General features: G+C 53.3%; 26 protein-coding genes. 16 read left to right on the plus strand and 10 right to left on the minus strand.

From position 1 onward, the window contains the following. Positions 1 to 496 precede the first annotated feature (496 nt). The 3 genes from DHN12_RS23330 (at position 497) to DHN12_RS23340 (ending at position 4,060) form a co-directional block, all read left to right on the plus strand. A complete protein-coding gene (locus tag DHN12_RS23330; protein ID WP_108862334.1) occupies positions 497 to 1,525 on the plus strand; it encodes a replication initiation protein in 1,029 nt (342 codons plus the stop codon). Between the two features lie 531 nt (positions 1,526 to 2,056). After that, positions 2,057 to 2,476: a DUF3010 family protein gene (locus DHN12_RS23335; RefSeq protein ID WP_108862335.1), complete on the plus strand. Its 420-nt coding sequence runs from the start codon at positions 2,057 to 2,059 to the stop codon at positions 2,474 to 2,476. 228 nt (positions 2,477 to 2,704) lie between these two features. Then, a complete protein-coding gene (locus tag DHN12_RS23340) occupies positions 2,705 to 4,060 on the plus strand; it encodes a DUF6880 family protein (protein WP_108862336.1) in 1,356 nt (451 codons plus the stop codon). A 318-nt stretch (positions 4,061 to 4,378) separates the two neighbouring features. Here the strand turns inward: DHN12_RS23340 and DHN12_RS23345 are convergent, their stop codons facing one another. The 4 genes from DHN12_RS23345 to DHN12_RS23360 form a co-directional block, all read right to left on the minus strand. After that, positions 4,379 to 5,065: a hypothetical protein gene (locus tag DHN12_RS23345; protein ID WP_108862337.1), complete on the minus strand. Its 687-nt coding sequence runs from the start codon at positions 5,063 to 5,065 to the stop codon at positions 4,379 to 4,381. Between the two features lie 122 nt (positions 5,066 to 5,187). Next, a complete protein-coding gene (locus DHN12_RS23350) occupies positions 5,188 to 6,300 on the minus strand; it encodes a hypothetical protein (RefSeq protein ID WP_108862338.1) in 1,113 nt (370 codons plus the stop codon). After that, positions 6,300 to 6,647, minus strand: coding sequence for a hypothetical protein (locus DHN12_RS23355; RefSeq protein WP_108862339.1), 348 nt, complete (start codon positions 6,645 to 6,647; stop codon positions 6,300 to 6,302). Before DHN12_RS23355 ends, DHN12_RS23350 begins: the two co-directional genes overlap by 1 nt. A gap of 3 nt (positions 6,648 to 6,650) precedes the next feature. After that, on the minus strand, positions 6,651 to 7,199 hold the full coding sequence (locus DHN12_RS23360) for a hypothetical protein (protein ID WP_108862340.1): 549 nt from the start codon (positions 7,197 to 7,199) through the stop codon (positions 6,651 to 6,653). Positions 7,200 to 7,496: 297 nt separating this feature from the next. Here DHN12_RS23360 and DHN12_RS23365 point away from each other — a divergent pair, with 297 nt between their 5' ends. The 3 genes from DHN12_RS23365 to DHN12_RS23375 all read left to right on the plus strand — a co-directional run bounded on the left by DHN12_RS23365 (position 7,497) and on the right by DHN12_RS23375 (position 11,087). Further along, positions 7,497 to 8,501, plus strand: coding sequence for an HNH endonuclease signature motif containing protein (locus DHN12_RS23365; protein WP_108862341.1), 1,005 nt, complete (start codon positions 7,497 to 7,499; stop codon positions 8,499 to 8,501). A 292-nt stretch (positions 8,502 to 8,793) separates the two neighbouring features. Next, a complete protein-coding gene (locus tag DHN12_RS23370) occupies positions 8,794 to 9,852 on the plus strand; it encodes a DNA-processing protein DprA (RefSeq protein ID WP_199913575.1) in 1,059 nt (352 codons plus the stop codon). Further along, a complete protein-coding gene (locus DHN12_RS23375) occupies positions 9,852 to 11,087 on the plus strand; it encodes a hypothetical protein (RefSeq protein WP_108862342.1) in 1,236 nt (411 codons plus the stop codon). Before DHN12_RS23370 ends, DHN12_RS23375 begins: the two co-directional genes overlap by 1 nt. A 226-nt stretch (positions 11,088 to 11,313) precedes the next feature. On the opposite strand, the gene DHN12_RS23380 is transcribed toward DHN12_RS23375, so the two are convergent. After that, on the minus strand, positions 11,314 to 12,834 hold the full coding sequence (locus tag DHN12_RS23380) for a DUF4041 domain-containing protein (RefSeq protein ID WP_234416769.1): 1,521 nt from the start codon (positions 12,832 to 12,834) through the stop codon (positions 11,314 to 11,316). Positions 12,835 to 13,732: 898 nt separating this feature from the next. Here DHN12_RS23380 and DHN12_RS23390 point away from each other — a divergent pair. The 5 genes from DHN12_RS23390 (at position 13,733) to DHN12_RS24550 (ending at position 17,073) form a co-directional block, all read left to right on the plus strand. Next, the gene (locus DHN12_RS23390) at positions 13,733 to 15,079 is read left to right on the plus strand and encodes a DUF3560 domain-containing protein (RefSeq protein WP_108862344.1); all 1,347 of its coding nucleotides are present in this window, start codon (positions 13,733 to 13,735) and stop codon (positions 15,077 to 15,079) included. Then, positions 15,076 to 15,384: a hypothetical protein gene (locus tag DHN12_RS23395; protein WP_108862345.1), complete on the plus strand. Its 309-nt coding sequence runs from the start codon at positions 15,076 to 15,078 to the stop codon at positions 15,382 to 15,384. The genes DHN12_RS23390 and DHN12_RS23395 overlap by 4 nt, the downstream gene beginning before the upstream one ends. Continuing rightward, positions 15,381 to 15,989, plus strand: coding sequence for a methyltransferase type 11 (locus DHN12_RS23400; protein WP_108862346.1), 609 nt, complete (start codon positions 15,381 to 15,383; stop codon positions 15,987 to 15,989). The genes DHN12_RS23395 and DHN12_RS23400 overlap by 4 nt, the downstream gene beginning before the upstream one ends. Before the next feature lie 49 nt (positions 15,990 to 16,038). Further along, positions 16,039 to 16,194, plus strand: coding sequence for a hypothetical protein (locus tag DHN12_RS23405; RefSeq protein ID WP_159090207.1), 156 nt, complete (start codon positions 16,039 to 16,041; stop codon positions 16,192 to 16,194). A 717-nt stretch (positions 16,195 to 16,911) separates the two neighbouring features. After that, positions 16,912 to 17,073 (plus strand): hypothetical protein, encoded by a 162-nt coding sequence (locus DHN12_RS24550; protein ID WP_159090209.1) that lies wholly within the window; start codon positions 16,912 to 16,914, stop codon positions 17,071 to 17,073. Here DHN12_RS24550 and DHN12_RS23410 read toward each other — a convergent pair. Further along, positions 17,070 to 17,342, minus strand: a complete 273-nt coding sequence (locus DHN12_RS23410) for a BrnA antitoxin family protein (protein ID WP_234416770.1) — start codon at positions 17,340 to 17,342, stop codon at positions 17,070 to 17,072. The genes DHN12_RS24550 and DHN12_RS23410 overlap by 4 nt on opposite strands. Continuing rightward, a complete protein-coding gene (locus tag DHN12_RS23415; RefSeq protein WP_234416771.1) occupies positions 17,314 to 17,661 on the minus strand; it encodes a BrnT family toxin in 348 nt (115 codons plus the stop codon). Before DHN12_RS23415 ends, DHN12_RS23410 begins: the two co-directional genes overlap by 29 nt. Positions 17,662 to 18,508: 847 nt before the next feature. On the opposite strand from DHN12_RS23415, the gene DHN12_RS23420 reads away from it, so the two are divergent. The 5 genes from DHN12_RS23420 to DHN12_RS23440 all read left to right on the plus strand — a co-directional run bounded on the left by DHN12_RS23420 (position 18,509) and on the right by DHN12_RS23440 (position 22,565). Next, positions 18,509 to 18,730 (plus strand): hypothetical protein, encoded by a 222-nt coding sequence (locus DHN12_RS23420; RefSeq protein ID WP_108862349.1) that lies wholly within the window; start codon positions 18,509 to 18,511, stop codon positions 18,728 to 18,730. Positions 18,731 to 18,970: 240 nt separating this feature from the next. Continuing rightward, positions 18,971 to 20,848: a ParB/RepB/Spo0J family partition protein gene (locus DHN12_RS23425; RefSeq protein WP_108862350.1), complete on the plus strand. Its 1,878-nt coding sequence runs from the start codon at positions 18,971 to 18,973 to the stop codon at positions 20,846 to 20,848. Positions 20,849 to 20,943: 95 nt separating this feature from the next. Next, positions 20,944 to 21,486 (plus strand): hypothetical protein, encoded by a 543-nt coding sequence (locus DHN12_RS23430; protein ID WP_108862351.1) that lies wholly within the window; start codon positions 20,944 to 20,946, stop codon positions 21,484 to 21,486. Between the two features lie 538 nt (positions 21,487 to 22,024). Next, the gene (locus tag DHN12_RS23435) at positions 22,025 to 22,303 is read left to right on the plus strand and encodes a hypothetical protein (protein WP_108862352.1); all 279 of its coding nucleotides are present in this window, start codon (positions 22,025 to 22,027) and stop codon (positions 22,301 to 22,303) included. Positions 22,304 to 22,313: 10 nt separating this feature from the next. Further along, the gene (locus DHN12_RS23440; RefSeq protein ID WP_108862353.1) at positions 22,314 to 22,565 is read left to right on the plus strand and encodes a hypothetical protein; all 252 of its coding nucleotides are present in this window, start codon (positions 22,314 to 22,316) and stop codon (positions 22,563 to 22,565) included. 234 nt (positions 22,566 to 22,799) lie between these two features. Here the strand turns inward: DHN12_RS23440 and DHN12_RS23445 are convergent, their stop codons facing one another. Genes DHN12_RS23445 through DHN12_RS23455 form a run of 3 tightly spaced genes read right to left on the minus strand, consistent with a single transcriptional unit; the run spans position 22,800 to position 24,218 of the window. Next, complete coding sequence (locus DHN12_RS23445) at positions 22,800 to 23,042, minus strand: hypothetical protein (RefSeq protein ID WP_108862354.1); 243 nt, start codon at positions 23,040 to 23,042, stop codon at positions 22,800 to 22,802. Next, positions 23,039 to 23,455, minus strand: coding sequence for a hypothetical protein (locus DHN12_RS23450; RefSeq protein WP_108862355.1), 417 nt, complete (start codon positions 23,453 to 23,455; stop codon positions 23,039 to 23,041). The genes DHN12_RS23445 and DHN12_RS23450 overlap by 4 nt, the downstream gene beginning before the upstream one ends. Then, complete coding sequence (locus DHN12_RS23455) at positions 23,442 to 24,218, minus strand: ParA family protein (RefSeq protein WP_159090211.1); 777 nt, start codon at positions 24,216 to 24,218, stop codon at positions 23,442 to 23,444. Before DHN12_RS23455 ends, DHN12_RS23450 begins: the two co-directional genes overlap by 14 nt. Positions 24,219 to 24,625: the final 407 nt, after the last annotated feature.

Genomic DNA, 24,625 nt, shown 5'->3' on the forward strand with positions numbered 1-24,625 from the left:
GCTACAGGAACGGAAATTTGGACCAAACGTGGGGCTTTGGTAACACTATCTTAACGCAGAATGGGCGAAGCGGATAAAATTGATGTTCCACATAGCCACTAGGTACCAATCCCCCAATATCCAAATAAAATAAACAATCTTGTTCAAGATTCATGGATTCAATTGTTCATACTAGTATATTATCATTAATATCAATAGCTTGAGTACTAATTCCCTTACATATCGGGCGCAAACTCATACGGATCGGGGTGCTTTGCCATACGTATTGGATGCTTAGAACTTACATATCGGGACGGGTCTAAATCCTACTTTTGGGGATAGCTTGAGTGATTCGAAAAACCCTTGTTTTATTGGGGTTTGTGAGAGTCCTTTCGAATCACTCGAAACTCAGTTCCGATTCGAAAAATTACAGATTGGGTGCTGGACCGGGGCAAGGGTGCTGTCTATACTTACATCATACGCCATACAAAAGTAAGAATTAGGTGTTGGGCAGAACATGTCAAAAAAACCATATCGCACTTTGGACGCACGTCCAAATTCTGAGAGCCTGATTAAGCCTGGTGAACTGGTGGATGTGATTGAAGTCACGCCGCTGACGCTGAATGATCGGCGGATTTATAATCAGCTTTTGGAGAACGCGTGGGATGCGATCGACAAGCCCGTCAGCCATGTGATCCAGAAATCTATGCTGCGCGGGTCGCATAACTCTAACGACCGGGTAGGGGAGTCAATTGAGCGGTTGATGTCCGCCATCGTGAAAGTGGAAGTTGAATGGGATGGCGAACCCGCGGTCGAGCGGGTTCAGTTGTTGGGTGGGAACGTGGAGATGGTGCGAAGCGACGGACTAATTGAATACGAAATCCCGGCGCGGCTGCGCAAAATTATTTCCAATTCGACGGTTTTTGCCCGTTTACAGCGCGAGATCATGTTCGCGCTGAGTTCGAAATATGCACTAACTCTTTATGAGATCGTGCAGAAACGCGGGAATTTACGCTGGCGTTCATCCGAGAAGTTTTCTGTCGACGATCTACGTGGAATTCTGGGTGTGCCTAAGGGTAAGTTAACTAATTGGAGCAACCTTAAACTGCGCGCGATCGAGCCAGCAATGGCTGAGGTCAACGCGCTATCGGACTACATGGTGGCAATCGATCCGATTAAGACCGGACGCCGCGTAACCCACGTCGAATTGCGCTGGTGGAAAAAGGACGGAGAAGGGCAGGGGGCCGCTGAACGCGCTCTAAAGTTTTCCTCCGTCGGACGTAAGGTTAAAGCTCAAGGGCAAAAAGAAAATGTTCAAGTGCCTGTTGCTCCTACCGTCAAGCCGCGCCCGGCCTGGCTAGAAAAAAGTGGTGATGCCTTAAAGACCGAAACCTACGAGACCGCGCGTCTGCGCCATCCCGGGTATGATATCTATTATATTGAAGGCCAATGGCGTGAATGGTCAGCGAGAATGGAGCCACCCAAAGACCCTGACCGTGCATTTCTCGCGTATTTCCGGAAATATGCTGAAGCTAATCCGATTTGAGCCTCTTTCGGTTGAAAGCAGAGAGTAGAGTCCGCAATCAACACCCGCAAAACGCCCTTTTTCTACTACTGCTTCAGAAAACAAACGTCGGCAGACCACAATGCTGCGCACAATATCATTTGTCGGAGCACGGCGGTCATTACCATGGAAGAAAGGCATCGGCTCTCCGTTGAAGCGAGAAGTAGAAGGGAGATGGGATGGCCAGGGCAAGCCCGCTTACCCTGGCCCGGCACTTTCAATTAGGCACCGCAGACCGCGTGGCGGTCGGCGAGCGCTGTTCTTTCCCCGGCAATCAACCAACGCTTAATGCAATGTCCGAGAGGAGATGTGAAGCGTCGTGATGATAAGCCCGTCCAAACACATCTTGAATGTTTTTAATGCGATAGGCTGCAGGTACCGGCTTCTCCCAAAGCTCTTCATTCAATGTCGTCAAAGATGACCAACTATTGTCGGCAGGACACAGGTACAAGGACTTGGATGTTCAAGTCAGAAGGAGTGTTAATGTGGAATTGTCACCTGAGGGAGTAACACATGAAAGTTTGCGGATGTGAGATTTCGGCGAAGGAGGTTCGGCTAGCCGTGGTCTACTTGAATGATGAAGACAGCTTGAAGATGCTCCGACTGAAGACCACACGAATAGAGCTCGAAGATGACACATCACAGGCCGATCTCCATTCCTTCTTGTCGGATCTTCAAGAGTTTTCCCGAGAACACGAAATAGATACCTTTGTGATCAAAACCCGCGCCAAGAAAGGTCGTATGGCAGGTGGAGCGGTATCTTTCAAAATCGAAACTCTGATTCAACTCGTCGAGGGATGTCACACTACGTTCGTCAATCCGGTGGCACTCTCTCACTTTGCTAAGAAAGACGTCGAAAAATATCCTGAGAAGCTGCCCGTCTATTTGAAGAACGCCTTCCTTGCCGGTGCTTATGCTTTGGCGAAGGGATAAACTCCAACTTTGCTAAGTTGGTGTTTAGGTCAGGAAGATTGTCCAGTGATCAGTATGCCCCATAGATGTACTGGGATGTCCCCGGTTTTTTTAGAGTGCAGCTCTGGTATTGCCCATGACAGAGCCTTTGGTCGCTGCTACAGGATTTCTGGAGAGGGCAGGGGGGCGTTGCGTGATGGCTCCTGATTTTGATGGCTGAGACTGTTCTGAAGACTGGGATCACGACATATGGCAAAGAAGCCTCTGAACGCGAAGAACCTGGCGGCGCTTGGCGCGGATCGGTTGGCCGCGCTCCTGCTTGAGATAACCAAGGGCAATGCCAGCGCCAAACGGCGGCTGCGTCTCGAGTTGGCGGGGGAAGACGGGCCGGCCCAGGCCGCGGTCGAGATTCGCAAGCGCCTGACGACCCTCGCCGGATCTCAGGCTTTCATAGACTGGCAGGGCCGCAATGCATTTGCAGCTGATCTTGACGGCCAGCGCCGCGCCATCGTGGAACAGGTCGGACGGAAGGATCCAAAGATCGCCTGGGATCTGATCTGGCAGTTCGTCGCCCTGGCCAATGGGATTTATGAGAGATGTGACGACAGCACCGGTCGGGTGCAGGGTGTCTTTCACACCGCCTGTGAGGATCTGATTGATCTGGCAGAATCCGCCGCACCAGATCCGGTAGAACTGGCAGACAGGCTGGCGGAGGCGCTGAGCGATGACGACTATGGGCATTACCCGGCTCTGATTTCGGGTCTGGCTCCGACTCTGGGGCCGAGCGGGTTGCGTCATCTGAAGTCACGGATCAGTGCGCCTGGGGTGGATGGACCTGACATTTATGTTCTGCGTCATGCCCTGGAGCAGATCGCAGATGCCGAAGGTGACGTGGATGGGTACATTGCACAACACAACTCCCGGGCGCGCAAAGTTCCCCAGATCGCCGCGCAGATCGCGCACCGCCTGCTGAAGGCTGGCCGGGTGGATGAGGCCTGGGCAGCGATCAACGCTGCTGATCCGGGTGGTGGCGACCGCGATGAATACGACTGGGAGGAAACGCGCATTGGCATACTGAACGCCATGGGGCGACAGGATGAGGCACAGAGCTTTCGCTGGCAATGTTTTACTCAAAGCCTGTCGTTGGATCATTTACGTGCCTATCTGAAACAGCTTCCGGATTTTGAGGATGTCGAGGCGGAAGAGCGTGCAATGCGACACGTAATCGGATTTCCCGATGTCCATATGGCGCTGCAATTCCTGATCCTCTGGAATTCGCTGGATCATGCGGCAAAGTTGGTCCGCGCGCGCGCCGGGGCAATCGATGGAGATTACTACGAACTTCTGAGCCCAGCGGCTGATGCGCTGGACGCTCGTGACCCGTTGGCGGCGACCCTGCTAAGACGCGCCATGATAGATTTCACGCTCCAGGCAGCGCGGTCAAAACGCTATCGCCATGCGGCTCGTCATTTACAGGAATGTAAAAACTTGGCCGACCGTATCGCGTCTTTTGCGCCCCACATAGATCACGCAACCTATGTCAACCACTTGCGGCGCGACCACTTAAGAAAGTCGGCATTCTGGGACAAGGTTGGGGGCAAATGAGTGGCAGTCGCTAGATCCGCCCCAGGCGAGATCTCCGCAATCGGGCGGCGCCAAAAAACTGGCTTTCCTGGACCCATCGCTCAGCCTGAAGGGCGGATACCGGCCATTCGCTGCGTCCGCGATGGTTCCTTTGTGGAAGTGAAAAAGCCGACGTTTAAAATTATGTAATCGCCGTTTACAGCGCCGAGTCAAAAGCCAGGTTTATGATGCGCAGAAAACCGACTTTGCAAAGTAAAGGGACGAGCCCCAGAGTCATCTTCAAACAAAGACCCCAAGGACCAGGCTCGCAAACAGTTTTCCCAACTAGGAACAGCAGTCTCATAGGTCTGTGTTAAAGAACGCATAGACCAGCAAACCAGAGATTTCCGCCTTTTGTGAAATCCTTTCCAGGGGTGTTTCACCATGCGGTCTGAATACTTCTAATGCGTGATCGCCTGAACGCAGCCGAATGTGATTGAACCGGTTTGCCAAACCCTGAAAGAGATGAGTGAATCCATGCCCACGTTCAGGATTGTCGTACCGCGAAACACCATCTGTGACGATGAGTTTCAGCGCTCGCCCCGCGTCATCCAAATTCCTGAACTTTTTAGAGTTGCGCATGCTCGCTAGCGCACCTCGACCCTGATCTGCGACTACGATTTCCAGACCTTTCTCACCAAGGTGAAAGGCAGCTATTGCACCTTTGGTCTCTCCAGCATGCTCAAGAATGTTGGAACGAAATTCGCTGAAGGTAGCCATGATTGCATTCTTCGTTCGTTTGCCGAAACCTCCAGACTTGCACACAGAAGAAACCCGTATCAGAAAACCAGTCCATTGAGTTTCGTCGTCAAGTTGGTCTCCGCAGATCCAACCTGTCGTGATTCCCGTTCTCTGTTCCTGTGTTCTTTGAGACTTCAGGTCAGCCAGAACCTCGTCAAATTTGTCGGCAACCAACCAATCTAAGCTTGCCCATATTGGATCTTTCCAGCTCAGCGCAGTAAAGGCTGTTTCAATAAAGGCACCCATGCGGTGTACCCTGACTTGGCCTATGTCAGAGACCTTTATTCGAGAGCGCTCAACGCCTAGGGCTAGGTCGTCTAGCAGCGCGAAATCCAGTGAAAGCTCATTTGGACGCATCTATTGCTAACTCAAAAGGTGCTGTTGGTGAGTATTCGTGAACGCGCTGCCACTTCTAGTATGTTGTGCTGAAGAAGGGAATCGATACTAATTTCGTCCGGCGTCTTGACCGATTTCCAACCCAGGCCGAGATTCGACGTGCGGATCGCGAACTTCCGGTGCATAGTTTTCATGAACGCATTAGTATCGATATAGACGGTGTTTCGGTAATGAGCTGCAAGCTCTGGTAAAAGCTTTTGATCGCCACGCAAGACTAGATCGAGTGGTCTGTCAATCGATTTAGCTAGACTGATTAGATGATCAATATGTCGACGTCTAACCGAACTTCGTCCTGCGCCGGTTGTGAACTCGTAAGCGATTGTTTGTATCTCAGGCCTCTTTGATACGAACTCAACCCAGCGTTCAGAATCAGTGGCAGTAACTATATGGGGATGCAGTGCACACGGGATCCCTGCCTCTAAGAATTCTGACTGCACGAGAGCAATGCGCTTCATGGCGCTAAAATCACTTGGCCTTGGTTGATCACAGAACAGGCTGAAATTGGGAGGCGTGACAAGAGAAATTCCGAGGCAAGCAAGCTCACGGAGTAGCTCTCGGCGCTTTTCGCGACCCAAACTCCACCACGGTTCCACCCACTTGTCCTGTTCAATTCCGGTCACAATAACCTTTGTTCCTGGATAGAACCTCATTGCCTCTGCGAGTTCCGCATAGCTATGGTAGCGCAGCTGTCCTGATTTGAGCTGGACTATTTCTCGAAGTTTGACAGCGACGATTTCAGACGAGACATTCGATCTTCGAATTTTTCTGTGGGCAAGAAGTGGTGCGGTTCCAGCCAGTGATTGCTGTTTAAGGGGTTTCGTTCTTGGTACGTTTGCCAGGTCAAAACCCGCGATCTCTCGCGTCTGGGCAACAAACTCAGGATTGTTTCGACAGACGGTCTGGCAACCCTCCTTTCCGCCGCAACAATGCATGTAACAATGCCCGCCAAGTTGCGTCGCAATACCACCGCATCTTTCGAAGTCCGCACAATCGTTACAGAAGATACTTATCTCCCACCTGTCCGGGTCGTGTGTTAGCTTTTTGATCGAAGGAAGTTCTAGCTTTTTGGCACCAAATCCGTTCATCAACACAGATTCACCTCGACAGTCCCCGAAAGCGGATTCACCTTTGATATGTTCGCCTCGGCGATGCCACTGTTACTCACTATGTGCGACACCACGTCGGGCGGCGGGGTTTCAACGCGAAAAACAGTGTCAGATCCTTGGGTTCCGAGTAACGTCGTACCATCCATTTCAATATTGACCGTGTCGCCAGCACAGAGATCCGCGTTTTGCTTTGGTTCGGCGACGAACTGCCTCGGGCAAGCCTCAGGTGTTTCATCAAAAAGGTCGGCTGTCGAAACTTCTTTCATCGCGTTGTCGACGTGTTTCGTGAAGGTCTTTTGTGCTCTTTTTTGAAGGTTCGTGCCCATTTATCACCATGCAGGACGATATGTTTTCGCCCTCCCCTTTGTAATTTCCATAAGTACGCCGCGCTCTACCAACGACTTAAGTCGATTGTTCCAGGCAGTAGGTTTTTCTAATTCTTCTTGCGCGCCATATGTGACGGCTAAGCTTCCCGCGTCGGCCTCACCTTCCTTTGCAACAAACTCGAAAGTACGAGCATGCTTCGGATCAAGGTCGCCAAACAAACGAGGGCATGAAATGGTTTCGGCGGCATTACAGTTGCAAAGAATGACAGCGTCGCGCCTTGCTTCAGTTAAGACGGCGAACTCCTCTTCAACTTCCGGCATGACATTTGCAAAAACCGGATACCAATTGGAACTCCGAGCACGCATGTGATCCTTCAAAGCGAAGACGCTTTCGCGAAGAAAGCTTGCGGTAGCCAATTCAACTTCTACGAAATCCACCAGCAAGACTGACGGAGTTGGCGGAGCCACCTTGCAGTCATCGAGGAGTTTCATGAACACCTGTTGACCCAAGGTCGCTCCTGCAAGCACACCGTCTACGGCATATTGTTGCATTCCTAACTTCACGACTCATCCTTCTCACTGATGTCAGTGAGATAAATGATTGATCCGCGATTGTCAAGCTATCGCCCACACGATGCGCACCATGCCGCGTTCGCAACAAGGCACACTGTTCGCTTAGTTCATTGAGACATATTGTGGTTGACTCCAGCCCGGCTCGTACGACATCTTGTATCCGCGTTTCAGAGCATAAGGCAGCGCCTGGCGTCTTGTTTCACGTCTGCCATATATAACCGGCACTGGGTCGAGCAGCCCGGGGAAGGCCGAGGCAACTTTACGCCGGAGAGTGTAATGCCAGACTTTAATCCGAAAAGCACGCCTGCGGGCGATCAAGATCATTTGTTAGAAGTCTACGAAAAGGAAGTCGAAGTCGAATATCGCGACGAACGATATAGAGTCCGAGATAACGGTGCAGTGTACCGCTTAAACCAATATCGTCAGCGTGCTCGACCTTTAGATAAAAAGTGGACATTTGGCCGACAGAATCAAACCACCGGTTACCACCTTATCGCTGGGGTGCAGGTCCATCGAATTGTCTGTTCGGCCTTTCATGGTCGGCCGCCGACAGATCAGCATGTAGTCGATCATATCGACACGAACCGTGCCAATAACCGGCCTGAGAATTTGCGGTGGCTCACACGGTTGGAGAATGCCCTGCTAAACGAGATAACCGCCAGAAGAATAGAGCTGGTCTATGGGTCAATCGAAGCCTTTCTCACCGACCCGGGGGCGATTCAGAGCGATAAGGTGTTCCCGGATGTGTCTTGGATGCGAACCGTAACGAAGGAAGAAGCCGAACGAACAAAGTCGCGCTTCCAGGAATGGGCTCAGAGCGGATCGGTCCCAAGTGGCGGTGCTGTTGGCGAATGGCTGTATGGCACACGCGAACGAGCCGATTTCGAACCAGAGCCGGAGGAATACGAGTCTCTGACGCCATCGGTTGTGCAGGTCAAATGGCGAGTTCCGACGGAGTTTCCGGAATGCCCCGAAGCGGTGTTAGAGGACGCTCTCACGCAATACGCTATCAACCTAGATTTTGGTAAGGTGTTCGCCAGAAATGACATCTACCAGAGCTTGGTTGTCCAACGTTCACTCACGGACGATGCCTTGGTTGTCTTGACCCATAACCCCGGTTCGGATGCAATTAAGCACTGGGCGGTGGCCCACGTAACCATTCACGGGGAGCTTTTCTACCATCGCAGCGAATACCAGTTCTTCACATTGCAGGGCGCGCTCAAACACTTCTGCGAACTTACTGGCGACGATTACAACGATTGCATGGATGATTACTGCTAATCAGTCACAACATAAACGCGCGGGCCGCTTTAACCCGCGCGTGTCAACGGATTGTCCAGCCCGTTCAACCGCCCGCTAATGCTTGCTTTAGCCCGCGCCGGTTGGGGCCCAACCCCGGCGTCCGTTCAGACGCTGTGTGGCTCGCTCAGGCCTAATCAGTCAAATCCAACATATCGGCGGAACCAAATGGCTACGCGCAATATATGCCTATTTGCGCCCGCGACTCACTTGCAACATGGGGTGGAAATGTGCGAACTTCATAGCAACATTTGAGAGCCTCGCGAGGGCAATAATGAGCGTCCGCGCAGACATAACTTATTCGATGCACAAATGGAGCGATCAGTCGCAAAACAGCGCTTTGCATAACGCGGAAAAAACATCCCGTTCGACCAAAGATCGTTTGTACGCGTTCTTGGCGCTTGGTGCGATAAAAGGTGTTGGTTCTAAAACCCTGAATTCGATAAAAAACAACGGACGTACTTTTCACGAGGTCTTAGAGACAGATAATACCGACGAAGCCTTGGGCTATCTTCGACATCATGGCGCGCGACTTTCTGGCCAATCTGGTTCTAGCTGGCAGGAAGTCCGTGATAAGGCGTTAACCCGAGCCAGGTCCTTGTTAGACACGTTTTCTCGGGATGACATTACCGTTTTGTTCTCGGATGATGATCAGTTTCCTCGGTCGCTTTTTTGTTTATCTAGTCCACCTCCTTGGCTGTTTGTACAAGGTTCGGTGGACGTCCTTTCCCGGCCATCTATGACCGTCGTTGGGACCAGAGAGCCTTCAGATGGTGGCATGTGGTTGTGCCAATACGTAGGGTACTGTCTAAAGGCTTGGGGTGTGCCCACTGTGAGTGGCTTAGCCGATGGCATTGACCAGACTATCCACGAGGCATCGCTGCGAGAAGGCGTACCAACAATCGCGTTTCTTGGAACGGGTATTTTGAATGACTATCCGCGTGGTTCAGAGTTCCTCCGCAAACAAATAATCGAAGCCGGAGGAGCCGTCGTCTCGGAATATTTGCCGAGCGAAAGCTATAGTAAATCAAGTTTTGTGCAAAGAAACAGATTGCAAGCAGCCTTGGGTAAAGTTCTGGTGCCGGTAGAATGGGCACCGCGTAGTGGGACCGCACATACAGTTCGTTTCGCACGCGATCTAAGGCGCCCAATTGCAGGATTGACTTTACCAAGCTGGGACAAAACAAAAGTTCGTTTTCCCGATCAAGAAGGCCATATTTTCACGCTTCCCGATGAAGGCGAAGCTTTCAAGGATTTTGTCGCTCAATGCCTAGAAGCCGAATATTACGTGCCCGAATCTCAAAAACCTCAGATGGAGCTTTTTGAGGAATAATGGCAGGACTAAAGGGTGTAATCTTCTCGCTGAGAGGAGTGCTTGTTCAAAGGCAGTTCAACACGCCATTGTTTGAGCGGACTGTGCAATTAATTTCGTTTTTGCACTCCAGAGGAATCAAGACCGTATTTGCTTCGAATAGTCATTGGGTCTTACAGCCGAGCGAGAAACCATTTGAGGAGTTGATTAACGAACGCCTTGGGGAACAAACGTTCTACTATGGTGGCCAAAACATGGACTACAAGCCGAGAGCTAAAGCGATCCAAGACATCTTGGCTGCCGAAGGTTGGCAGCACAACGAAGTAGTCTACGTTGGAAACACTACCGACGACATGAAGACTGCGAACAACGGAAGGGTTCTGTTCCTAAATGCACTTTGGCACGGAGAAGAAAACCCATATGGCTTTCAATTTGCGTCACCGGAGGATGTGGGGCGCTTTTTAGACTGTTTATGCTTGCGGCTCACGGATTGGTTTTGGGCCATCGAGGACAATGATCTTCGCGCGTATGCCTTAGGTCCGTATTCAACGTTGTCAGCACGTTACAAGGCGGCATTTGACTACAGCCAAGGAGCAAAAGATACAGCAAAATTTGGCATCGATGATGACGAGTTTTGGGGACGCTTGCTTGCGGCTCGAGTATATTTGTCAGGTCTAGTCGATGAAATTGACTACGTTACATGTTACCCCGGACATTCAATAACTTCAGGGCCGCCACAAGTTGAAAGTGCATTGAGCATTCTCGCAGGCACTGTTCGAAAAAAGTTTCTGCCCGATCTGATCCAACGGCATACAACCGCGACCAAATCTCAAACTGCCCGCACGGCAAATGTTGCCGTGGATGTTGCTAACCAATTGAATACTATCAAACTGAACCGAAAACCGCGAAAAGGTATCGGCAAGGAGCCATATAAGAACCCGGTGTCGCTACGAGGGAAAACCATCCTCGTCGTGGATGATTTTTGTACGTCTGGGAATTCATTTGAGGGAGCAAGAGCCTATTTCCAAGCGGCAGGTGCTAAAATGATTGGATTAGCTTGGCTAAAAACCATCAACAGCAACTACAATGCCATTTACGGTGGCACGCCTGTTGCAGATCCTTACAGTGCAACAGGTAGCTTTTCTGGGGTTCCAACAACTTCTTATCCTTATGCAAACTCAATCAAGAGTCACATGGCCATGTACGACTTGGCGAAAACCTATGAGGATTATCAAAACTGGGCTTGGGGGATTTAATACTAAGGTCCGCAAGCTGAACTCGATAAGGCCTGCTTTTCCCAACCTCCCCAATAATCCTTGAGCGATTTGCAAAATCTGCTTGGTCCTATGCTCCGTAAAGTTCAACATTTGTCAGGTTTTGCGGTCGTGGCGAATGTCCGGAATGCGTGCTGCTAACGCAGCGTACAGCATATAGGTAGAATGCAGCTATGGGCCGTATGCCTGCTGCGACTGAAGCGGCGAACTAAATCTCGACGGGCAGTTCTCTAGCATCGTTTTCAGCGAGGCGGTCCGCAAGTTCCTTTCTCTTCGCCAAAGTCTCGTAAAATTCTTGCGCCTCAATGTCGGTATGAAAATCTGCGTCAGGCGCCAAACGCTGCACAGCCTCTTCGACCTCCGATAGCGTCACCCGGAAGAACTCCTTGCGCATATTTGCCGCATTTATCCGTTGTGCGGCGAATTCAGTGTGCAAAGCTGCTTCAAGTGCTGGGGCTTCTTCTGAAAATATCATAGCATGTGTATCGAACAAAAAGGGCACTGAAGCATCGCCCAACTCGCGAACACGGTCAGTGGGATCAAGCCGTCTTGTTAGGCCAATCTTCACAACATCATCGCCGAACGAACCGATATTTGAAATGACGTAGACGAACCCACTCTTGGTTTTTTCAGCCATTGCTTGCGCTCGTTCAGTTTTTGCGTGGGCCTCAGCCAAGAGATTCTCCAGCTCTTGGATTTTTGCGCGATGTGCGTCAGAGGTCACAACGCCAAGTTCCGCCCGCGCTTTTTCCAAAAGCTGCTGGTAACGAACCTCTTCTTTTTGTGCGGCATTGGCTTCTTGCAAGAGACGCTTCTCTTCTCGCTCTAGGCGTGATGCCTCTGCGCGTTCATCACGTTCCAGCTTCAATTTCTCCCGATATTCGTGCGTAAGGCGTAGTTCTCGCAACTTGGCTCGTAAGTAGTCCTCGGAAATGATGACATTGTTAGACGCATTCAGCTTGTCAATAGCGTCACGCGCTCGAACAATCCGCTTTTCCATCGCTTGTACGTTGTTCCAACGGGTATTTGCTATCGCCGCCTCGCATTCATTATTAAAGGCCCGCAACGTGATACGAACTGCGCGATTTATCATTATTTCGCCCTTCTTCACACTACCATCAACGGTCCATTCCTTGGTGCCAAAGACAGCCGTTTTACGTTTAACCATGTCCTTTTGATCATCGCGGGTATCTTTAGTCGCCGCTTTGAATGTTTCACTATCACCAAAATCAAAATGAGGTTCGTAGACCCCAAGTTCTGCCAGTGCCAGTTTTTCGTCGAAGATCGCAAGTTCACTTTTTAGCCTGTCGTAGATGACCCGCTTTTCTTTATAGCTTTCTTGCAGTTCGCGGATGTTATCTTGTGTTGCGCGGGCCTCACCGTTTAGCTTGGAGACCTTTGATTGAGCTTCATCAACTTGGTTTTGACCAAGAGCTTTGAGCCGCTCTACTTCGGCTTCCATATCAACTATTGCGGCGTAGCGTTCCAGCGTTTTGTTGTGCTCAGCTAGAGTGGTTTCTGCCCTTTGATTGGCTTCATCTTGAGCTTTTTTCAATTCAGCGAGGCAGTTTTCATTTAGCTCATCTAAGTCTTTCTCTGCCTTTTCGGATGTTGCCAGCGCGGACTTTTTGGCTCGACGTAAGCGAATGTAAAAAACTGGTGACGAAAGCGCCAACAAAATTAGTAAGACTACAAATAATATGGAGATAAAATTCTGTGTTTGTTCCATGGCCTCATGGAAGCATTGTCGCGCTGATCATGCAACCTGCGATAGCGGTGCGCGGGGCGCTGACGGGAGCGAGCTTGCCGCATAGGCGTTCGCGTTCTTACAGTTTGGCGCCTTTACCCATCTGAAACTCCGTTGTGATGTTCTGGGCAAATCCCGCGACTTCAGCTCGTGACCGCGTGCTAGTCGGACGCCGGCACGCTGGCCTCCGACCCGAACCAATCACGTCCTTTCTCCCTTCGGCCCGGGTAGCGGTGAATCTGTCTCATCCGAGCCAGCTTTAACCGCGGCCACAAGTCGCCTGCCCATGGTTGTTTCGGCCCTTCGGGTAACGCCCGTTCGCTTCGCCTTTTGCAATAGGTCTGGGAGATCCGCGCGAGGCGCGCGGCACGCATTGATTATTGGACAGGGCAGGGGATTGACGCGCTAAAGCGCGCTCACCCCGGCCCTGGCATTGTCCAATAGTGGGGCTGCTGTGACCGGCAGGCCGGTCCCATCATCCCGATCGCATTCAGTTTTATTGCATCGAACTCCGCTGTCTCTCGCCTTCGGCTCGAACGYGGAGTTCGAACATTTTTCATTTATATGTCCTGAATACGCTCTAATCCGCCCGCATCCTGCGTCGGGCCGGTCAAGAGGCAAGCGCCGCGCKGTGCGCGTCGTCTCCACGTCAAAAAACCCGGTTCCTCCCACGCGCAAGCGCGCGGTTCCCTCCCATTTTTTTGCCGCTCCGACCCCATGACAGTCCCGCCCCAGGCCACAGGCTGGGCTTTGCCCACCCTGTTCTGCCAGCCGATAGATGTGGTCCATCTATCAGCTAACAGAACAGAGAGGCCGCGCCCATTGGCGGAAAGCTGGGAAACACCGGCAACCGCATCGCCACGATAAGGAGACGCCACGAATGGCTGATTTTGATATTGATATCACTGCAACCTATTCACCCGAGGACAACAAAATCCGTTTGTATGCAGCGGAGCGATTGGACGCCGAAACCTTCCAGCAGGTCAAAGCCGCAGGCTTCAAGTGGGCACCTAAACAGGAATTGTTTGTTGCCCCTATGTGGACCGTCGCCCGCGAAAACCTTGCACTTGAATTGGCAGGCGAGATTGAACCCGAAGAAACCACACTTGCCGAACGGGCGCAGATTAAAGCGGAACGCCTGGACGGGATCGCAGAGAAGCGCGCAGAACAGGCAAACGCATTTCACCGGGCCGCTGACGAACTGTCCCGCGCATTCGAATTTGGTCAGCCTATCCTTGTCGGGCATCACTCCGAGCGCAAAGCCCGCAAGACTCAAGAGCGGATGCACAACGCAATGGACAAAGCCGTTAAAGCTCATGGCGCTATCGGTTATTGGCAATATCGCGCGGCAGGTGTCGAGCGTCATGCAAACCGGAAGAATGACCCCAAGGTGCGCGCGCGCCGGATCAAGAAACTACTGGCCGAGCTGCGCGACCTTCAGCGCCGGTTGAACGCTGCGCATAAAGCCTTGGCAATGTGGGAGAGCGCGACCACTGACAAGCAAATCAGCTTCATTCTGGGCCGCAGCCCTTCGGTGCCTTATGGTCTCTATTCGGCAGTCGCAGACGGCAAGACCACACCGGCAGAGGCCCGCGCGCAGTGCATCGAGGCTGCAAAACGCACTATCGAGAATGACAACCTGTCCCGCTGGATCACTCACACCTTGAACCGCCTTTCATATGAACGCGAAATGCTGGGCGATGTACCACGCTTTGAAGGTGAGATTACGCCGACCCTGTTGCAAATGTTTGTCCGCGAACACGGCGCAGACAAACCGAAGGGGAATAAGGTCGATGACGATCTGTTTTCTGTGGAATGTGACGCCCCGTTGCCCGCTCATGTGGCCGATGGCAGCACCGTCGAGCTATCCGCCGACGAGTGGCGCGACTTGATGCAGTCTTGCGGATACGTCCCGCCCGAAAAGAAACCGGCAAAACCGCCTATTCTGAATTTCAAAGCGCAGAGCGGCAAATTTTTGGTTCGTAACCCGTGGGATAGAACAGTCGAGTTTGTTCCACAGGTGGAAATGACCAAAGCGGAATTTGCCAAAATTGGCACCGACTACAGGGGAACGCGGCTTTCAGCTTGTGGCGCTTTCCGGGTGCGGATCGCACCGAACCCCATCCACGAAGGGCCGCGTTTCTCGGCTGGGTGGGCTGCTATCCTGATCACCGATCAAAAACAGCATGACGCCCCCGCCGATTTTGATGAGGAAATTGCGCAATGACCCGTCATTGGGAAACCCACCTTTACACCTACGCTGTCGCGCTCACTCAGGGCGCGGCAATCCTGCCCGAGAATTTGCAGGGGATGCGGCAAAAGGCCATCAAACACGGTCACACAGAGGGCGAATGCCAGATCGTTGAAGCTGACCCGATGGAATACGTTCAAGCGGGATTTTCGCGCCTGTCCGTTCTGGGCAAGGCGGTCACAATGCGCCGCTTGATGGAGACCGGAATCGAGGCCAACACGGCGCAACGGATCGTCAATCAAGCCACAAACGCCCTTGAAGCTGAAAGGCTCGGACGATGACTCAGAAACGACCAAGCATCTACTACCGCCCGAACAAGCCCCTAACCATTCCGGTTAGGCCGCGACAGGACCCGCCCCAGCTGGACGAGCTGAAGGCCCCCGAGGTTATCGCCGTTGATAAGTTCACCGAATGCCACGTGACGCCCGATCCTGTAGCCGCGCGGATGGTCGGTTATCTCGGCGCGCAAGGAGACTATCTGACATTGGAGCCAAGCGCCGGAACCGGCCAGCTCGCAAGAGCGCTGATTGCATCAGGTCACAGCACTTGCGAATTGACCATGATCGAGCGCCACAACACTCTTGCGGCAAAACTGCGCGCCATCGGCCCAACGATCAACCGTTGTTTTCTTGAGTACGCGGAGGAAGTCAAAGGCCGCGCGCAGTTTCCCCGCATCATCATGAACCCGCCATTTAAGCAGGTACGCGCCCACATCGAGGCGGCTTTGTCCCTGCTGGGGCGGGGTGGGCATGATGAACCGGCAACCCTTGTTGCCCTGGTCCCCGTCACCTTCCAACACGACGAGGACGAGGAACTCGAAACCTTGCCGCCAGACACCTTTGCGGCGGCCAGCGTTCACACGAAAATCATCAGAATCCGCCGCTGAGGGAAAGCCAATGTCTACAAAGCCAATTGTCAGGATCGCTTGCGATGCAATGCAGTTTTTCGAAATCGACTTGCCGGATGGAGCCGACCCAGAAACCTACACCGATTCAGACGAAGCCCGCGCACATTTTGTCGATCTGGTTTCGTCTGGGTTCATAGATTTTCAGTTAGTGCGCCGGTTTGACAGCAACGGAAAGGAGGTTTGACCATCGTTTGCGCGCCGCCATGTGTGGCGCGCGGTTGTTTCAGGTCGGCCAGCACGCCCACCATTTTCACAATTTCAGCCCAGAGGACGCCCATGAATCAAATTCTTCACCGCATTTATTTGTCCGGCTATGGCGGGTGGACAATGCCCCGGCCACTCCGCCGCATCCTTGCGCGGTCGTCATTTCATCGCGCTTGGCTGAGTGGCCGCAACGGCTGCTTTGTCGAGGCTGGCATACGTTACGGACCGGCAAACCCCTATCCGGGCTAACCAGCCGCCATCGGTTGTGGCGTCCCGGCGAACCGGGGCCACCGCCCCGATTAGCCAGGACTGTGCGCTTCCCGCGCACGGGGCCGCGTGGCGGCCGGAACGGATCGGCCGTAACGTCTGCTGATGCCGTGCTAATCTCACTAAGCCGATGGCAATCGGCAAAAACGCTCTTTTGAGCCAGTCGGCCCGATCGTTGCCGCGAGTCTGGGCCGACTGCCTTTCTCTCCAAACTCTGAATTCTGCACACAACGCCCCAGGTCGCCGGTTCCGTTGCGAACCTCTGTTTTTCGCGCGCCTGCCTTAGATCTGTCCCGATGAAAATGAGCGGCCAAGATACACGCCGCGCAGACCCGTAAACACCAAGCCCTACAGGGCGCGTGCCGCGCGTGTTGACTGGTCTGCTTTCCCGGCGTGTTCGGGAGCCGCGAATTTTCAACAGGAGACAGACATGAAATACATTCGCAAAAAATCAAAACAGCTTCGCAAACTAGCAGCTCGCCGCCTAAGAGCCGTGAGAAAACAGCTTCAGAAAATCGACTTGAGCCTCAGCATCGAGGTCAATTTAGTTGTCATCAAAATCAATTCTACAGCCAAACGCCGGGAGCTTTAGCCCCGGCTTCTTTGCGCCTCAACATAGGTGCGCAGCACTGCATTCATTCGAGTTAGGTGGCCTTTGCCGCCAGACTTGAAGTATTCAAGAACTTCTGCGTCAACACGCAGATGCACAGACTGTTTTGGCTGGCGCTCAACAATGTCGGCGTCATCCCAAAAACCATCAGGCATATCCAAGGCTTCTGCGTCATCGCTCGGCGCTTTAACTTTGCCGCGACGTTGCATCGCCCTAATTTCCTCAAGGGAAGCTGTCTTTGTATTTTTCATAGTCCTTCCGACCTCCTTTCCAGGCAGAGATTAGACGGATGTTCTCGCCGCGCATGGTGTAGACAACGGTGAAAGGATCACCATCAACCAAGCCCAGAGAGATAAACCGTTCTTCCCCATAGTCGTGTCGGTCATCTGTTTTGGTGAGGGTCGGACCCTCAAAGATCAAAGCGGCATAGAGAAAATCCACGCCATGTTTGGTGATGTTTTGTTGACGTTTGTCTTCGTCCCATTCGAGGAGCATGGTCAAAGCCTTCTGTTGTTTGGTACTGGCGAGGTTTGGGCATTTTGACTGTCTACTTCCTTGATCGGGTTTCATATTTTCGTTCTGCTCAGGACGACCTTCTACGTGCCGCTTATGAAGTATATGTACCTATTTTGTGTACACACTTCAAGAGGCGGCTGAATAAATTTGTGGAGACGGGCAAATCCCGCGCCTTTTGGCGCGAGACCGCGTGCTAGTCGGACGCCGGCACACCGGCCTCCGATCCGAACCAATCACATCCTTTCTCCCTTCGGCCCAGGTAGCGATGAATCTGTCTCGTCCCGAGCCAGCTTAACCGCGGCCAAATGGTCGCCAGGACATACTTGTTTCGGCCCATAGGGTAACGCCCGCTTTTGCAATTGGTCTGGGAGATCCGCGCGCGGCGCGCGGCTCACATTGATTATTGGACAGGGCAGGGGATCGACGCGCTAAAGCGCGCTCACCCCGACCCTGGCATTGTCCAATAGTGGGGCTGCTGTGACCGGCAGGCCGGTCCCATCATCCCGATCACATTCAGTTTTATTGCATCGAACTCCGCTGTCTCTCGCCTTCGGCTCGAACGCGGAGTTCGAACATTTTTCATTTATATGTCCTGAATACGCTCTAATCCGCCCGCATCCTGCGTCGGGCCGGTCAAGAGGCAAGCGCCGCGCKGTGCGCGTCGTCTCCACGTCAAAAAACCCGGTTCCTCCCACGCGCAAGCGCGCGGTTCCCTCCCATTTTTTTGCCGCTCCGACCCCATGACAGTCCCGCCCCAGGCCACAGGCTGGGCTTTGCCCACCCTGTTCTGCCAGCCGATAGATGTGGTCCATCTATCAGCTAACAGAACAGAGAGGCCGCGCCCATTGGCGGAAAGCTGGGAAACACCGGCAACCGCATCGCCACGAAAGAAAGAGTTGTTATGACTGAATATCGTCTCGGATCGTCCGAATTGGTACACACACCCGGCCTAGTTGCTTGGGCCATCAATGGTTATCACTTCGCAGATGATCGTCCGGTTCTGCTGAACAGCATGTGCCAGAGCTTCCCCACAGTTCCCAACACCGCCATCGAACAGCTTTTGTCCAAGGCCGTGCCTTACACGGTCGAGGATAAAACGGTCGTTTTCAGCGTGGACGAATAGTCCGGTTCTAAAACGGCCAACGCGCGACCTGCGCACGAAAGGAGGTGAACACCATGAGCATTGAAATGATCGAACAGCGTAAGCGTGAAGCCTATGCGCTGATCAAAAAGGGAGGTCTCTCCGCCAAGATCGGCCTCGCCTTTTTGAAAACTCAAGCAGCCGCCTAAGCGGCCACGCTCTACCCCGCAAGGGGTAGGGCACCAATAACAAAAACTTAGCTTTGAGACAAGGACTTGCCCAATGAGCAAACTCGAAACATTCACCGCACCGGAAACCATCGAAACCGTTTCCCTGTCCGATCTGTACCTGTCAGACATCAACCCGCGTCAGGACGTAGCTGAGGAAGGTATTGCCCTTCTGGCGGACAGCCTCGTCACATGCGGCCTGATCCAGAACCTCAACGGTTTGCGCGATGCAGACGGTAAGATTGCCATCGTTGCAGGTGGCCGCCGTTTGCGCGCCCTCAACATCGCTGTCACGGAACGCGCCGATCTGGCACAGGTGCCGGTCAAAATCACCGATAACCCCTTTGTGGCCGAGCAATGGGCCAATGCCGAGAACACAGCCCGCGAAGAACTGGACCCGATTGACGAGGTTCGCGCCTATGGAAAAATGGCCGCGAAATCCCTGTCTGTTGGAAAGATCAGCAACGCATTCGGCGTAACCGAGGCGCACGTGCGCCGCCGCCTCGCGCTGGCCGGTCTGCCTGATCCCGTCTTGGATGCCGTTAAAGCCGGGGAAATCAGCCAAGGCATCGCTAAGGCCATGACCATCTGTGACGACGAGGCCAAAATCCTTGAAGCACTGGAAGGTGCAAAAACCGGGCGCTTGTACAATGAATACTATGTGCGCCAAGCCCTGACACCGGATTCAGTGCGCAACACAGACCGCACAGCCAAGTTTGTTGGACAGGATGCCTTTGAAGAAGCAGGCGGAACCGTCACCAGTGATTTGTTCCAGAACGAAACCCTGTTCAATGACCCTGAACTGCTGGAACACCTGTTTGCCGAGAAACTGGCCGAGGAAGCCGAAAAGCTGCGCGAGGCGGAAGGCTGGGCATGGGCCATGACAACGGACGACAGCAACCCATATTTCTATGAGGTTCGGGACGCCCACGGTTTTGCACAGACCCCCGAAGTTGAAGGGATTTTGACCGAGGAACAGGTTGAACGCTTTGACGAACTGGCCGAGCTTGAAGATGGGAACGCGCTGGACGAGACCGGAAAAGCCGAACTGGATGCGATGCAAAAGATTCTGGATGGTGAATATCAGCCCGAGCAGAAGGCGTTGGGCGGGATCATGGTCTTTGTCCGTCACAATGGTGAAATCTCGGCATTGCGTGGCCTTATCAAGCCCGAGGATCAGAATGCCGCGATTGAACAAGACCTCATTGCGGAACCTTCTAAACCATCTAAATCAACAACGTCTGATGCGGACAAGCCCGCATTCTCTCAGAAGTTCATTGACGACATGGTTGCGATCCGGCTGGGTGCCATTCAAACGGCGATGCTCGATAAGCCGGAATTTGTTCTGAGCCTGTTTGCCTTCTATGCGACACCAGCATCCGGTCACTACAACAGCTTGTTTGGCTTCGGTTATGGCGGCGCAGAGCGGAACGCACCGGAGATTGACCACCTGTACAATCTTGATCCGCGCCTTGGCGGTGAGCGCGACGAAGCAGCAGAGGAAGCCTATAACCAGTTTCAGGAAATGGCAGGTCAAGGCAGCGTTGAAGCCTTCAAAGCGTTCCGCAATCTGGGCAAGAAGGTCCGCAATGGTGAAATCACAGCATTTCTCGCGCGGCGTTTCATGACCCAACGGCCCGAGTTTATGGCGGACATCATGGAAGAAATCGGCGCTGACATGCGCGCGATCTGGACGCCATCGGCAACCAACTGTTTCAAGCGGTTGAAAGGTTGGCAGCTTGACGACCTCTATAAAGACCTTCTGAATTTGCATCTGGATACCGACGACTACCGCGCTTTCAGCAAATCCAAGAAGGGCGAGAAGGTTGAGGCGCTGCACAAGCTGTTCAACGATCCAGAGCATCAAAAGGCTTTGCGTATCACCGCCGAACAGCAAGCTCGCATCGAAGTTTGGGTCCCTGATTGCCTCTGAAACAAACAGGGCAGGGCGCATTGCGCCCTGTTCCAGACGGTGCGAGAATCGTCAATAAGCCGGGTTACAAATCGGAACTACGAGGACTGGTAGCCATGACAAATACAACCGCCATAACGAAGGTTGAGAACGCCGCCCGCCGCGTGTGGAAATCTGCGCAGATGTATGTCGGGTTTCACAAGGACCAGAACGGAAAGCAGCGCGATCAGGCTAAGCTCTGGCCGCCCAAGAACGGTAGTGCGGGTATTCATGACGATCCCGGCACGCAGGAAGCCATCGTGGTTGTGAAAGCCGCCGATCCAAAGACCACTCAGGACGTTGAGATCAAAATGCATCCGAACCGGATTGTGGTGCGGCGCGATGCTGACATGTGGTGGCAGGGTGTGGCCGTGGATGACGATACTGTCCACGTTCGCATGGCGGATGGCACGACTATCGTCATTGGATATGACGGCTCAGTAAAACGCCGGTCTGCGGATGATGAAACTCACGTTGACGCTGATGGCAGCATTTTCAAACTCACCGCACATGCCGAGTCCCACATGACGGGCGATGGCGTTGAAATGACCCGCCGGACCGAGGATCGCATTGCAACGATCACCGCTGACGGTGTTGTTGATCGCGCGCGCAAGCGATAGCCTCAGACAATAATTTCTGATTTTTCTCGTGGTGAGAACAACTGGCGCGCTTCGACGGGCCATTTTTTGTGGGCTTTTGGTTCGGGCGAAGCCACCCCCTTAAAACGCCACTCACTACGCTGACTTCGCCCTCCTCGCGGTGGTCCCGAGATCGAAATCCGCGCGAGTGTAAAGATGTTAAATGTAGGTTGTTGTTTTTCCTAAAAATTACGCATTGACGTTGGGTCAGATTGCTTGTTGAGACACTCTGGTGTCCCTTGCCTCTCGGGGTCTGCGTCCCCGAGAGGCTACGCGACTGACGCTTCGCTCGGACGGTCGCAAAGGCGCCCGGCACATCATCGACTTGTTGCGCCTAGCTGTATCCGCGCAGATTGTGTCCGGCTATTAACCTGGTCCGCGCAAGCACGGGACAGGGCCGGACCGTCGGTCCCTTCACCTCCGCTGACACGAAAATACGGTTTGTGCCGCCAAGGTTTTCTGATCTCTGGTCCGCAGTTCATTCCACCTCAGAACGGCCACCCGCTAGCGGATCTGAGCGATGAGTTTGGGTCAGATCGAAGTGATGGTGCCACACCTGTCTGAATCCCGTTGTTCAATCGACCCGCACGCATCGGCCCCGGAAGGTCTTGCCGTGTCGATCGGCCTGACAGCCTCAAACCCGTTGCCAGTGAAGATCCTCGCCGCCCGTGTTTCTTCTCTGATGAACATAAGCGGGCAGTCGGGGAGGCCGCGCAGCGCCCGTGCCGGGCACTTTGCTTCAACTGGTAATTTCCCCTGCGCCTGCAGCGCATTCCGCGCGGAACAAATTACCTGCTGACGTCCCCTTTATGACCGCTTCAGCCATGTTCATCGAAACACGTCATAGCGAGGATCAAATCATGGCAACTCAAACTCTGAAACTGAATGTCAAAACCGGCGAAAAAGAAGGCAAGACCTTCTGGAACCGCTGCGGGGTCGCCTTTGTACACACCGATGAGCAAGGCAACATCACCTCGATCTCCGTCAAGCACGACATGTTCCCCGGCGTCGAAATGGTGGCCTTCCCAAAACGGAACAACGATGACGACGTCACCGAATGACACGAGGGCAGGGCGGCGCAAGCCGCCCTATCTTTTGCTCCTGCCTACTCGCCAGCAAAGTCGAGGGTTATCCAGTGAGGTCAATTTCAACCTTGGGCGAAATTGGCCTGACCGGAGCAGGCTGTAAGCAGAGACACCAAATATCTCAGCGTCAGCCTGTGGGTAACCCTTGGTCAGCGGTGCCTTGACCGCCAGCGTGACGTTTGAGCGTCGCACAGACCGAACAAATCTGGATCAGTGTACTTGTTCGCGCTGCATCGTTGTTCGGATCATCTTGGCAATTTCCTTATCGTTTTCCAACATGACTTGCCGGAACAGACGTCCAACGTTCACACTCGCTCTTAGCGGTTGCGGCACGCCAGCCAGCAAGTCCATCAACTCCCTTTCGACATGACCGCCTTCCGGTGCCGAAATCTGAAACCGGATCGGGCTACGTTCAATTTTTTGTTCCTTGGTAGTGCTTTTGTGTTTGCTCATTGTGCGCCCCCATTCAAGTTGTTGCGGATCATCACGGCGATTTCTGCATCATTGTCCTGCAGGACCTCTTTAAAAAAGGCGCCAAGGTTAAAGTTCTTCTGGAATGCTGCAGGTATGTTGCTGCGGACCTCTTCCAGTGCTGCCGCTATCTCACTCCCGTCAGAAGTCGATATTTGAACCCTGATCGGCTGACCTTCGGCGCTAAGCTCACTGGAACGGGCAGGGGCCTTTTTCTGCGGCGTTGTTTCGACTGGCTTAGGATTTTTGGGTTTCGTCGCCTGCTCTTCGGCAGGTTCGGGCTTCGGTTCAGCCGCCTGTGTGGTTTGTTCCCGCTTGTTCAGATCCGTCACCGTCGGCGCGATATCAGATGCGGACCCTGCAAGCAGGCTGTCTATGCTCTTAGGCCGCGACATGCTGGACCTCGCTTTCCTTGAGGGCATTCAGCACAAAATCTGCATTGCTCAACGCTTTGTTGCAGCGATCCGCCATGCGGCGCGCATTCGACCTGGCCGTTTGCGTCTCAGCCTGTTCCTTGGCTTCTTCAGCAAAGCCCATCAACCGCCCGATCGTTGTCCCGCTCCGAAGCGCGTCATCCAAGGCGGCTGTGTCGGCAATACCGCCGACACAGCGGAACCGCTTTTCCAGCGCCTGCTTGCCTTTCTGAATACCGGCTGACTGCGCGATGGATTGCCGGGTGAAGACGATCCGGAACTTGTCCTGCGGATCAGCCGTGCTGCCGATCTGTTTCAATGCAGCTTCACACGATCTGTATGTGACCATGATTGGATTGTATTCCGCCGACGAGCCATCAGACGGGCACAACACCATGTCTGCGACAGCCATCGCCATAGCGGCGGTCATGCTGGGTTCGCCCTTGGTGTCGATCAGCAGATAGTCAAAGCCCGCGGCCTTTTCAGCTTCAAGGATGTGGGCATAGGCCAGTCGGGCATTCTCGGCATCATCCTTGGAAAACTGCCCGGCCTCGATCAGAAGTTCGTCGGCCGGGAGCGGGTTCAGCCCGTTCTTCGGATTCAACCATTCCGATAGTGTGCCCTGTGAATCCAGATCGAGGATACGGACACGTTTGCCCTGATGATGCAAAGCAGAGGCAAAGGCGACGAGCATGGAAGATTTACCCGCTCCGCCCTTGGAGTTTACGGCTGCGTAGATTTTCAATTTGGTCTCCGGGTCTGCGCCCGAAAGCCACGCCGCGCAGCGGCGTGCCACAACCGGGCTCGCGATTTCAAGTTATCGCGCGATCCCGCACCCGCGCTGATCTCAACGCTATTGCTTTTCTAAGCAATCATCAAGCACCAACCACCTAGAACGCCAATTTGCTATTGTCAGCAGGCATTTGCCACGTGCCCAGTGGTTTGCGATGGACTGGCAATTGCCGCTTGTATTCTGCATGGTGCCAGTTGCCGTCTGGCAATCACAACCTGCCAAAAGGCGGCAACACAAAGACTATTGTCACCGACCCGTTGCCAAGCGGAAGATGGTGAGCGGCATGGGGCAAATAGTCGAGTCTCCCGCACCAGATCGACCACACTATACGCTTACTTTGCGGGATTATGAAGAATGTA

It is taken from the genome of Ruegeria sp. Alg231-54 (genome assembly GCF_900143525.1).
Lineage (GTDB): Bacteria > Pseudomonadota > Alphaproteobacteria > Rhodobacterales > Rhodobacteraceae > Ruegeria.

Coding starts and splice junctions, on each gene's coding strand:
- DHN12_RS23365 (WP_108862341.1), top strand. CDS start 7,497: ATGCCAGACTTTAATCCGAAAAGCACGCCTGCGGGCGATCAAGATCAT.
- DHN12_RS23405 (WP_159090207.1), top strand. CDS start 16,039: ATGCAGTTTTTCGAAATCGACTTGCCGGATGGAGCCGACCCAGAAACC.
- DHN12_RS23420 (WP_108862349.1), top strand. CDS start 18,509: ATGACTGAATATCGTCTCGGATCGTCCGAATTGGTACACACACCCGGC.
- DHN12_RS23415 (WP_234416771.1), bottom strand. CDS start 17,661: ATGAAACCCGATCAAGGAAGTAGACAGTCAAAATGCCCAAACCTCGCC.
- DHN12_RS23335 (WP_108862335.1), top strand. CDS start 2,057: ATGAAAGTTTGCGGATGTGAGATTTCGGCGAAGGAGGTTCGGCTAGCC.
- DHN12_RS23425 (WP_108862350.1), top strand. CDS start 18,971: ATGAGCAAACTCGAAACATTCACCGCACCGGAAACCATCGAAACCGTT.
- DHN12_RS23410 (WP_234416770.1), bottom strand. CDS start 17,342: ATGAAAAATACAAAGACAGCTTCCCTTGAGGAAATTAGGGCGATGCAA.
- DHN12_RS23345 (WP_108862337.1), bottom strand. CDS start 5,065: ATGGGTGCCTTTATTGAAACAGCCTTTACTGCGCTGAGCTGGAAAGAT.
- DHN12_RS23435 (WP_108862352.1), top strand. CDS start 22,025: ATGAGTTTGGGTCAGATCGAAGTGATGGTGCCACACCTGTCTGAATCC.
- DHN12_RS23375 (WP_108862342.1), top strand. CDS start 9,852: ATGGCAGGACTAAAGGGTGTAATCTTCTCGCTGAGAGGAGTGCTTGTT.
- DHN12_RS23390 (WP_108862344.1), top strand. CDS start 13,733: ATGGCTGATTTTGATATTGATATCACTGCAACCTATTCACCCGAGGAC.
- DHN12_RS23380 (WP_234416769.1), bottom strand. CDS start 12,834: ATGGAACAAACACAGAATTTTATCTCCATATTATTTGTAGTCTTACTA.
- DHN12_RS23340 (WP_108862336.1), top strand. CDS start 2,705: ATGGCAAAGAAGCCTCTGAACGCGAAGAACCTGGCGGCGCTTGGCGCG.
- DHN12_RS23360 (WP_108862340.1), bottom strand. CDS start 7,199: ATGCAACAATATGCCGTAGACGGTGTGCTTGCAGGAGCGACCTTGGGT.
- DHN12_RS23430 (WP_108862351.1), top strand. CDS start 20,944: ATGACAAATACAACCGCCATAACGAAGGTTGAGAACGCCGCCCGCCGC.
- DHN12_RS23350 (WP_108862338.1), bottom strand. CDS start 6,300: ATGAACGGATTTGGTGCCAAAAAGCTAGAACTTCCTTCGATCAAAAAG.
- DHN12_RS23400 (WP_108862346.1), top strand. CDS start 15,381: ATGACTCAGAAACGACCAAGCATCTACTACCGCCCGAACAAGCCCCTA.
- DHN12_RS23395 (WP_108862345.1), top strand. CDS start 15,076: ATGACCCGTCATTGGGAAACCCACCTTTACACCTACGCTGTCGCGCTC.
- DHN12_RS23355 (WP_108862339.1), bottom strand. CDS start 6,647: ATGGGCACGAACCTTCAAAAAAGAGCACAAAAGACCTTCACGAAACAC.
- DHN12_RS23330 (WP_108862334.1), top strand. CDS start 497: ATGTCAAAAAAACCATATCGCACTTTGGACGCACGTCCAAATTCTGAG.
- DHN12_RS23440 (WP_108862353.1), top strand. CDS start 22,314: ATGACCGCTTCAGCCATGTTCATCGAAACACGTCATAGCGAGGATCAA.
- DHN12_RS23450 (WP_108862355.1), bottom strand. CDS start 23,455: ATGTCGCGGCCTAAGAGCATAGACAGCCTGCTTGCAGGGTCCGCATCT.
- DHN12_RS24550 (WP_159090209.1), top strand. CDS start 16,912: ATGAAATACATTCGCAAAAAATCAAAACAGCTTCGCAAACTAGCAGCT.
- DHN12_RS23370 (WP_199913575.1), top strand. CDS start 8,794: ATGAGCGTCCGCGCAGACATAACTTATTCGATGCACAAATGGAGCGAT.
- DHN12_RS23445 (WP_108862354.1), bottom strand. CDS start 23,042: ATGAGCAAACACAAAAGCACTACCAAGGAACAAAAAATTGAACGTAGC.